Genomic DNA, 14,664 nt, shown 5'->3' with positions numbered 1-14,664 from the left:
CGCGGGCCGACATCTTCGACTACATCGAGCGCTTCTACAATCCCACCCGGAGGCACTCGACCCTCGGCAACAAGAGCCCGATCAACTTCGAGCGGGCGGCAGTAGCTTAACTCCCTGTCTACCGAACCCAGTGCATCTCATATGGACTTACTAGAAGCAAGAACACCCATAGTTCCGGAGTAACAGTATGTGTACTAAAACTAAACACTGATACAACAATGAGTTACATCATACAGTACCGATCTTGGGGGGTAGAACCTTGCCACGCGTACAGCGCGAGCTGCACATCAATCGTCATAGGGCCGTTCGCCGGATGTACCATCGTCCGCGCAAAGGCCGCCGGTTCGAGGTGTCGCAGCAGGGCCACCCAACGCTCGTGCAAGCCATCCACGAGGCCAAGCGACACTTCAACCGGAAGCGAACGGGCATCCCACAGTTCCGCCCAGGGCTCCTCGTCGTAGGGCTTGATCGTGGGTGTCGCTTCCGTCAGCGCCATGCGCGTTCGCGCATACGCGTTGATGTGCGAGTCGGCCATATGGTGAACGAGCTGCCGCACCGTCCAACCATCAGGGCGGTACGGGGTGTTGAGTTGTGCGTCATCGAGCCCCTGTACGGCGGCGCGGAGCGCCGCCGGATGGGCCGCAATACGCGCGATGGCGGCCGTCCGCTCCTCGGCGGTGAGGGCTGCGGGGCGGGCGAACTTTCCGATGGGAAACCGAAGGTCTGTGGTCATATCCTATACAGTAGCGCCTCCCGCAATGGGTTGCCCAGACGGGGGGAGGACGCTAGAATTCGGGTTCCTGATTGGCGGCGCAACTGCCGATAATCAGGAGTTCGCATTGCCCCTTGGTGTAACTGGCAACACGTCTGCCTCTGGAGCAGAAGAGTCCAGGTTCGACCCCTGGAGGGGCAACTCAAAGCGCCGTCCGGCAACCACTGCCGGACGGCGCTTTTTTTTGTGGGCCGGCCTTTCGCTGGGGGCCTTGGTTTCCCCCACCCGACGTGGAGCCGCCGAGCCTACGCGGGCACCACGGCCGTGACCTCGATCTCCACTTTGGCGCCGTCCTCGATGAGCCCGCTGACCTCGACCGCCGACATGGCAATCTGATACTCGCGTCCCAGTACTTGGCGATAGGCCTCTCCAACCTCGCGGGTGCGTGCCGAGTACTCCCGCTTATCCGTCAGATACCACGTCATACGCGTGATATGCTCGGGAGCGGCTCCCCCTTCCGCCAGCACGGCTTTGACGTTCTCCAGGGCTTGGCGCACCTGATCCACAAAATCCTCGCTGGCAAACTGGCCGGCGGCATTCCAGCCGACCTGACCCGCGACAAAAATCATCCGCCCCGTGGCCGCCACGCCGTTGACGTAGCCGCGTGGCGCAACCCAACCATCGGGCTGCAGAACCTGCTTGTGCGCGTTAGGCATGCGAAGCTCCAATCGCCCGCTCGAGGGCGCTGCGTAGATCGGGTGGAAAGGGGATCGGACGGTGTGTCTCCAACGACGTACACACCACGACGTGCTCAAACGACACGCGGACGCCATCGCTCGCCTCAAACACCGTATTGAGCACGAGCGAGCTGCGGCCGATTTTCTGGATCGCAATGCGTTGCGTCAATCGGTCGCCCACGCGGCTCACCTGCTTGAAGTGCGTCGTGAGGTGGACCGTAGGAATTCCCATCCGGCGCGTACCGGTAAACTCCGCAAAGTCCACCCCAAGCCCTTCGGTGAACCAGTCTTCGATCAACGCATTGAGCATCTCGAAGTAGCGCGGAAAGTAGACGATGCCAGCCGGATCGCAGTGGCCAAACCGAACGAGGTCCTGGCGTTCAAACACAACCTGCATGGCTCAAACCTCAGTAAAGTGTTGGTCGTTGGCGTACTTGGCATGTCGCCGCGTCGCCGATTCGTCGACCGCTTGGATGCAATGCGCTGGCGCGGTCATGCGTCGGGACCGCGCAAACGAAAGCGTTGCAACTTGCCCGTTTCGGTACGCGGGAGGCTGGTGCGGAACTCAACCGCGCGCGGGTATTTGTACGGCGCAATGCTGGCTTTCACAAAATCCTGCAACGTCTTGATCATGGCGGGCCCCGCCTCGAACCCGTCGCGCAGCACCACCACGGCCTTCACAATCTGCCCGCGTTCCTCGGTGGCCTCGCCGATCACCGCACATTCGGCGACCGCGGGATGCGCTAACAGCGCCGCCTCCACCTCGGGTCCGGCAATGTTATAGCCGCCCGAGATGATCATATCGTCGGTGCGGGACTGGTAAACAAAAAAGCCGTCGTCATCCACAGAGTACGCGTCGCCCGTGAGGTTCCACCCGTTGAGCACGTAGTGTTGCTGCCGATCGTCGGCCAGGTAGCGGCAGCCGGTGGGACCTTTGACGGCCAGTCGCCCAATTTTTCCGGCGGGGAGAACGTTGCCCTGTTCGTCGATGACGCACGCGCGATATCCTGGCACCGGCACGCCGGTCGCACCCGGGCGCGCCTGCGCCTCGGTATGAGAAATAAAAATGTGCAACAACTCCGTGGAGCCAATGCCGTCAATCAGCTCAATGCCCGTGGCGTCTTTCCAGAGTTGTCGGGTGGCCGCCGGCAGTGTTTCGCCGGCGCTCACGCACTTCCGCAGACTGGTCAGGTCGTGTTGTGCGGCTTGCGTAGCCATCACGCGGTACGAGGTGGGTGCGGTAAAGAGCACGGTGGCCCGATACTGCGGAATGGCCGCGAGCAGCGTGTCGGGTGAGGCCTTCTCGAGCAGCACGGAGGAGGCGCCCACGGTCATTGGGAAAAGCAGCAGCCCGCCAAGTCCAAAGGTGAAAGCGAGAGGCGGACTGCCAATGAACACGTCGTCCGCCGTGGGCTTGAGCACGTGCGGTGGCCAGCAACGGCAGATGGCGAGTACGTCACGATGAAAATGCATCGTGCCCTTCGGCTGACCGGTGGTACCAGACGTAAAGGCAATCAGCGAGCAGTCATCGGACGCGGTATCGATGTTGGTGAACTGACCACTCTTTGTGCTCGCACGTGCCTCGAGGCCGCTTGGCTCGGCGCTGTGAAAAAACTGCACCTGCCGGAGCGTCGGCGACTGCTGCTGCGCCACCGCGAGTTCGTCGCTGAGCCGTGCGTCGCATAGCGCGTGCGTGACCTGCGCTTTGTCGAGCACCTGACACAGTTCCTTGGCGCGGAGCAGCGGCATTGTGGCCACCGCAATGCCGCCCGCTTTCTGTACCGCAAACCAGCACGCGGCGAGCTGCGGCGAGTTGGCGCCGCGCAACAACACACGGTTGCCGGGGACGAGTCCCATGTCGTCCACCAGTACCTGGGCAATGGCATTGGCACGTGCCTGCAACTCGGCATAACTCCAACGGACGCCGAGTCCCTGCAGACAGAGTCTGTCTCCCTCGCCGCGCTCGATCCATGCATCGAGCAGTTCGTGCGCGCAGTTCAATCGGTCCGGAAACTGCAACTCGGGGAGTTCAAAGATTAATTCCGGCCAGAGCGCCGGCGCCGGCAAGTGGTCGCGAGCAAAGGAGTCGAGGTGCGCGGTCGTGTTCATTTGAGGAGCTCTCGGCCGATGATCAATTGTTGCACCTCTGACGCGCCTTCGTAAATGCGCAACGCCCGAATTTCACGGTACAGCGATTCCACTATTTCACCGCTCCGCACACCGCGGCCACCGTGCAGTTGAACGGCGGCATCAATCACGCGTTGCGCTCCCTCGGTGGCCATGAGTTTGGCGATGGCGGCTTCGCGCGTAATGGTCTGTCCTTGATCGCGCTGCCACGCGGCGCGGTACACGAGGAGCGCCGAGCTGTCGACGGTGCAGGCCATGTCGGCCAGCTTGGCCTGCGTCAGCGGTAACTCAGCGAGCGTGCCGCCGAACATCGCACGCTGCTTGGCGTGCGCAACGCCTTCGTGCAACGCGCGCCGCGCAAACCCCACGGCCGCCGCGGCCACCGACGTACGGAACACGTCGAGCGTGCGCATTGCCACTTTGAATCCTTCCCCCGGCGCGCCGACCATCTGCGACGCGGCCACGCGGCAGTTCGTGAACGTCACCCGAGCCAGTGGGTGCGGGGCGATCACCTGAATGCGTTCCGTAATCTCAAATCCGGGAAGTCCGGCATCCACAATAAACGCACTGATCCCGCGTGAGCCCGGCGCTTCACCCGTGCGCGCAAACACCACGTAGAAATCGGCGATGCCGCCATTGGAGATCCAGGTCTTCTCGCCATTCAGCACATAGGCAGTTCCATCTTTCGTGGCGGCACACTGAAGGGCGGCCACGTCCGATCCGGCCGCGGGTTCGGAGAGCGCGAATGCCGCCACGGCGGCGCCGCTCGCCACGCGGGGGAGATACTGCGCGCGCTGTGCCTCCGTGCCTGCCAGCGAGATGGCACCGGAGCCGAGCCCCTGCATGGCAAAGGCAAAATCCGCGAGCCCGCTGTAACGGGCCAACGTTTCACGCAGCAGGCACACCGCCCTCGTGTCGATCGTCTCGGTGGCACCACCAAACGCCTGACCCGCCACCGCGTGACGCAACCAGCCGCCCTCGCCAAGCGAGCGCACGAGGGCGAGACAGGCGGTATCCACGTCCGCGCCGTGCGCCTGATCGAGATGTGTGGCGCACCACGTGTCGAGCGACGCCGCGAGTTCGCGATGTCGCGCATCAAAAAACGGCCACTGCAGATGTTGCAACTGCTGATGCTGCGTCGCCGCCATGGTCAGTCTCCTTGGAACTCAGGGCGCGCCTTGGCCACAAAGGCGTGATACGCGCGATGGAAATCCTGTGTCATCATGCAGATCGCCTGCGCCTGCGCTTCGGATTCAATCGCCTCGTCCACGCCCATGGCCCACTCCTGATGCAACATCTTCTTGGTCATCGCGTGGCCAAAGCTCGGGCCCGCGGCAATCTCCTGCGCCCAGGTGACACTGGCGGTGAACAGCGCCTCGGGCTCCGCCACACGATTCAAGAACCCCCAACTGAGCGCTTCGTCGCCGCCGAGGCTGCGACCACTGTACAGCAACTCCGCGGCACGTCCTTGTCCAATCAAACGCGGAAGAATGGAGCAGGCGCCCATGTCGCACCCCGCCAACCCTACGCGGGTAAAGAGGAACGCGGTTTTGCTGCGCGCCGTGCCGACACGCAGGTCGGAGGCCATGGCCATAATGGCGCCCGCGCCGGCGCAGACGCCATCAATTGACGCGATGATCGGCTGCGGGCAGGCGCGCATCGCCTTGACCAAATCACCCGTCATGCGAGTGAAGGCGAGCAGGTCGGGGATGCCCATTTCCGTTAACGGTCCAATGATTTCATGCACGTCGCCGCCGGAGCAGAGGTTGCCGCCAGCGCCTTGCACCACAATCGCGCGCACCTCCTCCACTTGGCAGAGCGTGCGAAAGAGATCGCGCAGCTCGGCATACGAGGCAAAGGTCAATGGATTCTTTCGCTCGGGGCGATTCAGCGTGATGATGCCGACCGCGCCCTCTTGCTGCCAGGTAAAGTGTGCGGGCTGGTACTCGGCGAGGCTCACGCGGTTGCCCGCCGCGAGGCGGCTGTCCATGGTGCGACTCATCGTTTGAACTCCTTGGATGCACTGGCGGAGACTGCGGAGAGCGCAGCGGCCCGTTTGGGCGACGGCGCGACAGAGGTGTCAAAGACGGGCTCGGCCAAATGCTGCTTCAGTCCCGCCAGCAACGCATACAGCTGAGTCTTTTCTTTTGGGCTCCACCCGTCGAGGAGCTCCACAACCCACTGCTCGTGCGTGCGCGCCATGCGCTTGAACTGACGCCGCCCCGTTGGGGTCAACTTCACCGAAAAACTTCGCCGATCGCTCGGATGCGCTTCGCGCAAGACGAGCCCTTCCGCTTCGAGTTGATCGGTGATGCCGGTGATGTTGCCGCCGGTCACCATCAGGCGCTGTGAAATTTCGCGCATCGACAACCCATCCGGATGACGCTCGAGTTGTGCGAGCAAATCAAAGCGGGGCAGCGTGGTGCCAAAGTCGCGGCGGAGCCGGTGACGAATCACCCGTTCCACCCGGTTGGCACAGCTCAGCAGTCGGAGCCACAACTTGAGCGCTTGGTGATCATCGCCGGTCACCCGCGATTCTAAATCCCGTTCCTGTGGCTCCAGCGTATCGAGCACGGTTTCCATTACATGACCTCCCCGCCGCACACGGCGATCGCTTGGCCGTTCATCGCCGTACTGTCGCGCCGCGACAGCCACAATACAGAAGCCGCCACCTCCTGCGGTGTGATCAATCGGCCCTGCGGATTACTCGCTGCAAATTCGGCGCGCGACTCGGCGTCGCTGCGCCCGGTCTTCTCGACAATCGTCTGAACGGCACGCGTGATGATGGCGGTGTCGGTGTAGCCGGGGCACACCGCATTGACCGTGACGCCCCGCGCGGCGAACTCCAACGCCATCGCTCGCGTGAGTCCGAGGACGCCGTGCTTCGCGGCGCAATACGCCGCCACATAGGCGTAGCCCGTCAACGCGGCCGTGCTGGCCACATTCACAATGCGGCCAAAGCCACGCGTGCTCATGGCCGTCACCACTTCACGCGAGCAGAGAAAGGTGCCCGTCAGGTTGACCTGGAGCATACGCTGCCAGAGGTCGGTCGAGGTGCGTGCCAGCGAAGCGGTCTCTACCTGTCCTGCATTGTTGACGAGAACATCGACCGGGCCGCTCCGCGCCACCAACGCGGCAAACCCGCTCTGCACACTCGCTTCATTGCCAACGTCCATCACCTGTTGCTCGGCGTGGCCGAGGGTGGCAAGCGCCAGCACCTGCGTCTGGAGGCGATCAGCGTTGCGTCCCACCATCGTCACGCGCGCGCCAGCCTCGAGCAGCGCGTGTGCCACGGCGGCACCAATGCCGCTCCCGCCGCCGGTGACGACTGCGTGCAACCCTTCCACCGACTGCCCCGACCTCTGTGTGCTTGGCATTCAGACTCCCAATGCTCGATTGGCTTGCTCAAGCGCGGACAACCCCGCGTTCTGGCTGGACTGTGCGCGCTGACGTTCGAATTCTTTTTCCAGTTGCGCCTTGCCCGACACATACGGACGCGGCCATGCCAGTCCGTGCGGACCGGTATAGCCAATGCGAGCGGCCTCGGTGAGCGTCCATGCGGGATTCGCCAAATGCGGACGTGCCACCGCGCACAAATCCGCGCGGCCCGCCGCAATGATGCTGTTCACATGATCGGCCTCGGAAATCGCACCGACGGCCATCGTCGCGACACCCACCCGATTGCGGATGCTCTCGGAGAATGGCGTCTGCCACATGCGGCCGAAGGTGGGCTTCTCCTCCTTGCTCACTTGGCCGGACGACACATCCATCACGTCGGCACCCGCTGCTTTGAATGCCGCGGCCATCTGCACCGCGTCCTCCACTGTGGTGCCACCGGCCACCCAGTCGTGTGCGCTGATGCGCACCGACATGGGTTTGTCAGCAGGCCAGCGGGCACGGAGTGCGGCAAAGACCTCGAGTGGGTAGCGCAGGCGATGCTCGAGCGATCCTCCGTACTCATCGCGGCGCTGGTTGGTGAGCGGCGAGAGGAAGCTCGAGAGGAGGTAGCCGTGCGCGCAGTGCAGCTCCAACCAGTCAAAACCTGCCGCCGTGGCCCGATCCGTCGCCGCGCAAAATTCCGTCAGTACGCGATCCATATCGGCGCGTGTCATGGCGAGCGAGCGTTGACTGACACCGGCGAGGTACTGCTGCTCCGAGGCCGAGATGAGCGGCCAGTTGCCCTCGGCCAGCGGTTGGTCGATGCCTTCCCACCCGAGGCGAGTGGAACCCTTGGCACCGGCGTGACCGAGCTGCATGGCAATCTTGGCGCTGCTGTTCGCATGCACAAAACGCACGATGCGCTGCCAGGCCTCGCCTTGCGCATCGGTGTACAGGCCGGGGCAGCCGGGGGTGATGCGGCCGTCCGCAGAGGGGGCCGTCATCTCGGCAAATATGAGTCCGGCCCCGCCGAGGGCGCGCGCGCCGAGGTGCGTGAGGTGATAGTCACCGGGCACGCCATCGACGCAGGAGTACTGCGCCATTGGCGATACCACGACGCGGTTGTGCAACGTGAGCCCCCGCACTGTAAACGGCGTGAACATCGGCGGCACGGCGACGGTGGTCGTGAGCCCTGAGCGAGCGGCAAGCCAGTGCTCAAATGACGCGACGTAGCCCGCGTCGCGCAGGCGAAGATTCTCGTGCGAAATGCGCTGCGATCGCGTGAGCAGGGAATAGGCGAACTGCTCCGGTTCCAATTGCATGTGGCGTTCGACGTTCTCAAACCACTCGGTGGAGTTGCGCGCCGCGTTCTGAATGCGCAACACGTCAATGGAGCGCGTCGCCACATATTGCTCGAGGGCGCCGGGTAGATCGTCGGGATGCGCCGCGATGTTCTGGGCCAGAGCAATCGCATCTTCAAACGCCAGCTTGGTGCCGGATCCGATCGAGAAATGCGCGGTGTGGGCGGCGTCTCCCATCAAGACCACGGGGGCTCGACCATTGTGGTGCACCCACTGTTTGCAGACGACACGCGGGAACCGAATCCACTGCGCCGAGCCGCGGAGATGGGCCGCGTTGGACACCAGGGAGTGGCCATCCAGCACCTTGGCAAAGAGCCGCTCGCAGAACGCGATGCTCTCGTCCTTGCCCATCTGTTCAAGGCCGGCCGCGGCCCAGACCTCCTGTGGCGCCTCGACGATAAAGGTCGAGGTGGTGTCGTCGTAGCGGTAGGCATGCGCCTGGAACCAGCCAGCGTCGGTTTTCTGGAAATCGAAGGTGAAGGCCTCAAAGAGTTTGGAGGTGCCGAGCCACACAAAGCGACAGTGCCGCAGGTCGATGTCGGGCTGGTACGTCGCCGCGTATTTCTCGCGGAGTCGGCTGTTCAGTCCGTCGGCCGCGATAATCAAGTCGGCGTCGATCGCGGTGTCGTCCGGCGCCTCGGTTTCATAGCGGAGCCTCACCCCCAATTCCGCGCAGCGAGCCTGGAGCACCTGCAGCAACTTCATACGGCCAATGCCGCAAAAGCCGTGACCACCGGAGCGCAGGGTGCGCCCGTTGACGTGCACGTCGATGTTATCCCAGTGATTGAACGCGCTCAGAATCGCGTCGGCGGTCTTGGCATCCGCCTCGCGCAAGGCGGCCAGCGTCTGGTCCGAGAACACGACCCCCCAGCCGAACGTGTCGCTAGGCGCGTTCCGCTCCAGCACCTCGACCTCGTGCGCCGGGTTCTGCAACTTCATGAGCAGCGCGAAATACAATCCGGCCGGGCCGCCGCCAACGCAGGTGATGCGCATGCACCTCTCCTTGATTGCTATTCAGTTTAGGTATTGATAGTTTAGGTGTCAAGCTTATCTTGCGGCAGGAAGCCGTTGAGCGCTGGCCACGTACAGCTTTTCCGAACGAAGGGGAATGATGAAAAGTCGCGCAGACTGCCTTGCCCTCGATGCCGCCGATCCGCTGCGCACCCTCAAGCAGCAGTTCGACCTCCCCGCCGGCGTCATCTACCTCGACGGCAACTCACTGGGCGCGCTCCCCCGCGCGACGGCGGCCCGCGTGCAACAGGTGATCGCCACGGAGTGGGGGCGCGACCTCATTACGAGTTGGAATAGCGCCGAGTGGATTTCTCTGCCAGAAGCCGTCGGCGACAAGATCGCGCGACTGGTGGGCGCCGGACCAAACGAGTTAGTCGTCGCCGATTCTACCTCGGTCAATCTCTACAAAGTGCTCGCCGCCGCGTTGCGGATTACGCGTGCTGATGCGCCCACGCGCACGCGCGTGGTGTCGGAGCGGAGCAACTTTCCCACCGATGTGTACATCGCGCACAGCGTCGTGCAGCAGTTTGGTATGACGCTGCACTTGGTGGACCGCCCCGAAGACATTGCGGCCGCGCTCACCTCCGATGTCGCCGTACTCCTGCTGACCGAAGTGAATTACCGCACCGGCTACAAACACGCGATGCGCGAGCTCACCACGGCGGCGCATACCGCGGGGGCGTTGGTGGTGTGGGACCTCGCCCATTCGGCTGGCGCGCTACCAGTGGACTTGAACGGCGCCAATGCGGACTTTGCGGTTGGCTGTGGTTACAAATTTCTGAATGGCGGTCCCGGGGCGCCGGCCTTCGTGTGGGTGCATCCACGGCTCGTGACGCGATGCGAGCAACCGCTGGTTGGCTGGATGGGGCATAGCATGCCCTTCCAGTTTACTCCAGGCTACGAGCCGGCCGCGGACATTCGGCGCTTTTTGTGCGGCACGCCCGCGGTGCTCGCCATGGCCGCCCTCGAGTGTGGCGTCGACACACTCCTCGCCGCCGAACCGTTCGGTGGTATGGCCGCGATCCGAGCGAAGTCGGAAGCTCTCACAGAACTGTTTATTGAACTCGTGGAAGCGCGGTGCGGGGAACAGGGCGTGCGCCTCGCCTCGCCGCGCAACGCCGCGCAACGCGGCAGTCAGGTCTGCCTGCGTCTCGACGCCCCTCTGGAGCAGGCGGGGTATGCGGTGATGCGGGCGTTGATCGCGCGCGGCGTGATTGGCGATTTCCGCGCCGGCGACACCGCGCGCCTCGCCGAAGTACCCCACATCATGCGCTTTGGATTCACGCCACTCTACCTCGGCTTCGCAGACGTGTTCGATGCCGTCGAACAGCTCTCCGCGGTGCTCCGCACCGAGGAATGGCAACATGTCGTTTACGTCACGCCAGGAGCCGTCACATGAGCGAACCGACCCAGGGCGAAGCGTACCTCACGCAAGAAGGTGCGCGGCTCGATTTTGCGAAAGCCATGAGCTACGGCGACTATTTGCACCTCGACGAGGTGTTGAACGCACAGCACCCGCTCTCGCCCGAACACAATGAGCTGCTCTTCATCATTCAGCATCAAACGTCCGAACTCTGGATGAAGTTGATGCTGCACGAGATGCACGGGGCGGTGCGCCACGTGGCGGCCGATCAGTTGCCCGAAGCGTTCAAGATGCTCGCGCGCGTGTCGCGCATTATGGAGCAACTCGTGCACGCCTGGGACGTGTTGGCCACGATGACGCCGCCGGAATACTCGGCGATTCGCCCGTATCTCTCCAACAGCAGCGGCTTTCAAAGTGCGCAGTACCGGCAGATCGAATTCATGTTGGGCAATAAGAACGCCGGCATGCTCAAGATCCACGCGCACCGCCCGGACCTGCTCGCGGCGGTCGATGCCGTGTGGCGCGCGCCGTCGCTCTACGACGAAACGCTCCGGCTGATGGCCCGGCGAGGCCTCGCACTCCCCGCGGAAGCACTTGAGCGCGACTGGACGCAGGCGTACGTCACCCAGGACGGCGTCAAAGCGGCGTGGCTCCAGGTGTATCGCGACCCAACGCGCTATTGGGATCTCTACCAGATGGGAGAAGAACTGGTGGATCTCGAAGATGCGTTCCGGCTCTGGCGCTTCCGCCACGTCACCACGGTGGAGCGCGTCATCGGCTTCAAGCGCGGCACCGGCGGCACCTCCGGCGTCGCGTATCTGCGCACGATGCTCGACGTTGTGTTGTTTCCGGAGCTCTGGGCGTTGCGCACCGAGCTATAACGAGCGGCTAACCCGCGGCTAACCAGCCGTTAACCAGGGGCTATGCCGCGACCGTGGGTTCGGGTCCGAGGTACTTGAGGATCGCGGCGTGCACGGCTTTCAGGCTCGCCGGCTTGGCAAAGTACTCGTTGACGCCCGCCTCCATGCAGCGCTCGCGATCGCCGGGCATTGCCAGTGCGGTGAGGGCGATGATCGGCGTGTCGGCGAACGCCGGCTCCTTGCGCAACTCGCGCGTGACGCTGAGTCCGTCGAGGCGTGGCATCTGCACATCCATCAGGATGAGCGCCGGCGGCGTCTCATGGCAACGTGACAGCGCCTCGATCCCGTCGCGCGCCACAATCACATGCAGCCCCTTGGCTTCCAAGTAGTCGAGGAACGTGCTGATGTTCCCCTCGTGGTCATCCACGAGGAGCACGGTGCGATTGGACGGTCCGTTAGTTGATGCGATGGTTGGCACGTTGGATGGTACTGTCATGGCGGGAGTTCCGGTTCGCTAGGCGATCGTATGTGAAGTCGCGTCCGCAGCGTCGGAAGGCGCGAAATGCAGGGTAAAGGTCGAACCTTCGCCGGGCCGGCTCTCGACGGCGATGTACATCCCCATCGCCTCGCTCAGCGAACGGCTGATCGTGAGTCCGAGTCCGGTGCCGCCGTAGACGCGGGTGTTGCTGGCATCGGCCTGCTCGAAGGCGCCGAAAATCAACGGGAGTCGGTCGGGAGCGATGCCGATCCCGTTGTCCGCCACACGCAACTCCGTGATGTGACCGTCCGAACCGGCCACCAACGCAATGTTGATGCGTCCGCCGGCTGGCGTGAACTTGATGGCGTTCCCGGCGAGGTTGACAATGACCTGCCGCAACAAGAACGCGTCGGCATTCACGATACAGCTACTCTCCGGCGCGTCGACCGACAATGACACGCCGCGCGCGATCACGATGTCGGCAAACGACGCGACGATTTCTTCGATCAAGTGGCGCACGTTCACGGGCGCCATCGACACCACCACCTTGCCGCTTTCAATGCGGGCAAGGTCGAGGATGTCGTTGATGAGGGAGAGCAACCGCTGCCCCTGATTTTCAATTTCGCCGAGCGCGTCGGTCTGCCGCGCGGACAAGTGGCCGTACACGCCTTCGGTCAGTGACTCGGTGCGGCCGAGCACCACGTTGAGCGGCGTGCGCAGCTCGTGGCTCATATTGGCGAGGAAGGTGGACTTGGCCTTGTTGCTCGAATCGGCGCGGTCGCGCTCGGATTCGAGTTCGCGGGTACGCTCGCGGACCACGCCGTCGAGGTCGTGCAACATCTGATCGCGTAATTTGAGCGCCGCGTCGCGATCAGAAATGGCGCGCTGCGTGGCGAGGAACGATTCGGTAATGCGCCGGTGCGCGTCGAGCAACGCGTTGCGTACCACCGCAATCTCGCGTGGTGGAGTGATTTTCAGTTCCGCCGAATTCGGCTCGTGGAGGGGCGCTCCCCACTGCAGCGCCGCCGCCTGCGCTTCGAGTTCCACCAAGGGCTGCGCCACCAGGCGGTTCACATACCGCACCGCGATCATCGACACGGCAAAGAGGAGCAAACAGGCCGCGAACACCGCCGTACCATTCGTTTCGGCGCCTCGCAGCGCGACGTACCGTGGCACCTCGACCAGCACGTTCCAGCCAATGCTCGTGTGCGCCGTGGCAAAGAATGTTTCGCGCTTGGAGGTAATGAGTCGCCGATCTGGATTCCATATGGTGCCGGTGTGCGCCGCACCCGCGCCCGCGAATGCCGGGAGGTCGGAGAGCGCCGCATGCCGCGTTGGCGCAGTGGAAAACACCACATGGCCGTCTTTGTCGATGATCGTGAGTTCGAGATCGCTCGGCAGCGCGACCACGGACTTGAGGGCGCCAAGGTTGAGCGAGCCTTCCACAATCCCACGCGCGTGACCGCTGGGTGAAATCAGCGGCGCGCTGATGGCCGCAATAATATCGTGACCGAAGCTTCGGCCCTGAAATGCGCCCGAGGTGTAGGGGAGCAGCGTCCGCATCGCCTCGGTGAAGTAGGGGCGATCCCGCACCGGAGCGAGCGTGGCGAGCTTCAGCGGGTTTTCCGCGCTCGACGCGGCCGCGCGCACCACACCGACGGAGTCGGCAAGGAGCATTGTCAGAAATCCCGAGTTGCTTGCGCGTGCCGCAGCGAGCAACTGCGACTGTTCGGCAGCCGTTTCCCCCACGCGCAACTCGACGGCGCGGGCAATCAGGTTGATCGTGCGCTGGTGCGCCGTGATGTATTCGTCGAGCGCCGTGGCGCCACGGGCCGCCTCGAGCGCGAGGCGCCCCATCGCCACCTGTTCGGCGGACCGTTGAGAGACGTTGGACACGACGACGAGGACGAGGAGGACCGGGATGGCGACCACGGCCGAAATGCGACTATTGAAACGCCGCACAATGGTGTCCGCTGCCGCGTTGGCGGTCGTGAACGACGCCTTCACGTACCCGCGCCCCGCCAGCACAGCGGCGACGGTCACATTAAACAACCCGCTCACGACGTTTTTGAGCACCACGATGGTGACGTCACCGGGGGACATCGACCGGAACATGCTCATGAACACCACCAATACCGGCACGCCGACGAGGCCCCAGAATAGCACGATGGCCATCAGGGGCTGCCGTCGCTTGGACAACTGCCCCACGGCCGCGGCTTCGAGCAGGAGCAGCGTCCAGGTCATCGCTTGCGACAGGGTGACCTGACCCGATGAATTCAGGGCCGAAGTCGTGAGGCCAGCGACTGACCCAGCGGCAGCCGCAACTCCAGCGACGGGACCAAGCAGGATAGCGCACACCAGCGCCGGTATCTGGCCGACGAACAGCCAAAGCCCCCCGTAGATATAGACCGGGAAGAGATTGAGCGTGAATCCGATAATGCCGACAAGCACCACAAAGAGGGCGCGTTGCCGAACATCTCGTGTGAGCGCAGCTGCGGTAGGGAGCATTGAGGTGATTGAGCGCAGAAATCGTGCCTACGGAGTGGCACGTGTTGCGCGCGACTGCTCAGGGTATCTCATCACGATACATAGCGCGCAAATCCAACAACAAGTTACCAACCCCCGAGATGAGTTACT

Annotated in this window: 13 protein-coding genes and 1 tRNA gene; 3 read left to right on the top strand and 11 right to left on the bottom strand. The window is 63.5% G+C overall.

The window, feature by feature from the left end:
- Positions 1-223: 223 nt before the first annotated feature.
- A complete protein-coding gene (locus NTZ43_04090) occupies positions 224-733 on the bottom strand; it encodes a putative metal-dependent hydrolase (GenBank protein MCX5766393.1) in 510 nt (169 codons plus the stop codon).
- A gap of 107 nt (positions 734-840) precedes the next feature.
- Here NTZ43_04090 and NTZ43_04085 point away from each other — a divergent pair.
- Positions 841-913 (top strand) — tRNA-Gln (locus tag NTZ43_04085).
- 104 nt (positions 914-1,017) lie between these two features.
- Here the strand turns inward: NTZ43_04085 and NTZ43_04080 are convergent.
- The 8 genes from NTZ43_04080 to NTZ43_04045 form a co-directional block, all read right to left on the bottom strand.
- The gene (locus tag NTZ43_04080; protein MCX5766392.1) at positions 1,018-1,428 is read right to left on the bottom strand and encodes a RidA family protein; all 411 of its coding nucleotides are present in this window, start codon (positions 1,426-1,428) and stop codon (positions 1,018-1,020) included.
- Positions 1,421-1,846, bottom strand: a complete 426-nt coding sequence (locus NTZ43_04075; GenBank protein ID MCX5766391.1) for a thioesterase family protein — start codon at positions 1,844-1,846, stop codon at positions 1,421-1,423. The genes NTZ43_04080 and NTZ43_04075 overlap by 8 nt, the downstream gene beginning before the upstream one ends.
- A 95-nt stretch (positions 1,847-1,941) precedes the next feature.
- Entirely contained in the window at positions 1,942-3,558 is a 1,617-nt protein-coding gene (locus NTZ43_04070; GenBank protein ID MCX5766390.1) for an AMP-binding protein, read from the bottom strand.
- Positions 3,555-4,724, bottom strand: coding sequence for an acyl-CoA dehydrogenase family protein (locus NTZ43_04065; protein MCX5766389.1), 1,170 nt, complete (start codon positions 4,722-4,724; stop codon positions 3,555-3,557). The genes NTZ43_04070 and NTZ43_04065 overlap by 4 nt, the downstream gene beginning before the upstream one ends.
- Positions 4,725-4,726: 2 nt before the next feature.
- A complete protein-coding gene (locus tag NTZ43_04060) occupies positions 4,727-5,578 on the bottom strand; it encodes an enoyl-CoA hydratase family protein (GenBank protein MCX5766388.1) in 852 nt (283 codons plus the stop codon).
- Positions 5,575-6,159, bottom strand: coding sequence for a MarR family transcriptional regulator (locus NTZ43_04055; GenBank protein ID MCX5766387.1), 585 nt, complete (start codon positions 6,157-6,159; stop codon positions 5,575-5,577). The genes NTZ43_04060 and NTZ43_04055 overlap by 4 nt, the downstream gene beginning before the upstream one ends.
- A complete protein-coding gene (locus NTZ43_04050; protein MCX5766386.1) occupies positions 6,159-6,953 on the bottom strand; it encodes an SDR family NAD(P)-dependent oxidoreductase in 795 nt (264 codons plus the stop codon). The genes NTZ43_04055 and NTZ43_04050 overlap by 1 nt, the downstream gene beginning before the upstream one ends.
- Complete coding sequence (locus NTZ43_04045) at positions 6,954-9,308, bottom strand: bifunctional salicylyl-CoA 5-hydroxylase/oxidoreductase (protein MCX5766385.1); 2,355 nt, start codon at positions 9,306-9,308, stop codon at positions 6,954-6,956.
- Positions 9,309-9,426: 118 nt separating this feature from the next.
- Here NTZ43_04045 and kynU point away from each other — a divergent pair, with 118 nt between their 5' ends.
- Together kynU and kynA are read left to right on the top strand one after the other, a co-directional pair.
- Complete coding sequence (gene kynU / locus NTZ43_04040) at positions 9,427-10,725, top strand: kynureninase (protein MCX5766384.1); 1,299 nt, start codon at positions 9,427-9,429, stop codon at positions 10,723-10,725.
- The gene (gene kynA, locus NTZ43_04035; GenBank protein ID MCX5766383.1) at positions 10,722-11,570 is read left to right on the top strand and encodes a tryptophan 2,3-dioxygenase; all 849 of its coding nucleotides are present in this window, start codon (positions 10,722-10,724) and stop codon (positions 11,568-11,570) included. The genes kynU and kynA overlap by 4 nt, the downstream gene beginning before the upstream one ends.
- Before the next feature lie 40 nt (positions 11,571-11,610).
- Here the strand turns inward: kynA and NTZ43_04030 are convergent, their stop codons facing one another.
- A complete protein-coding gene (locus NTZ43_04030) occupies positions 11,611-12,045 on the bottom strand; it encodes a response regulator (GenBank protein MCX5766382.1) in 435 nt (144 codons plus the stop codon).
- 18 nt (positions 12,046-12,063) lie between these two features.
- Positions 12,064-14,535 (bottom strand): ATP-binding protein, encoded by a 2,472-nt coding sequence (locus tag NTZ43_04025; protein MCX5766381.1) that lies wholly within the window; start codon positions 14,533-14,535, stop codon positions 12,064-12,066.
- Between the last annotated feature and the right edge of the window lie 129 nt (positions 14,536-14,664).

It is taken from the genome of Gemmatimonadota bacterium, from assembly GCA_026387915.1.
Classification (GTDB): domain Bacteria; phylum Gemmatimonadota; class Gemmatimonadetes; order Gemmatimonadales; family Gemmatimonadaceae; genus Fen-1231.
This window is presented reverse-complemented; position numbering and strand designations above follow the sequence as displayed.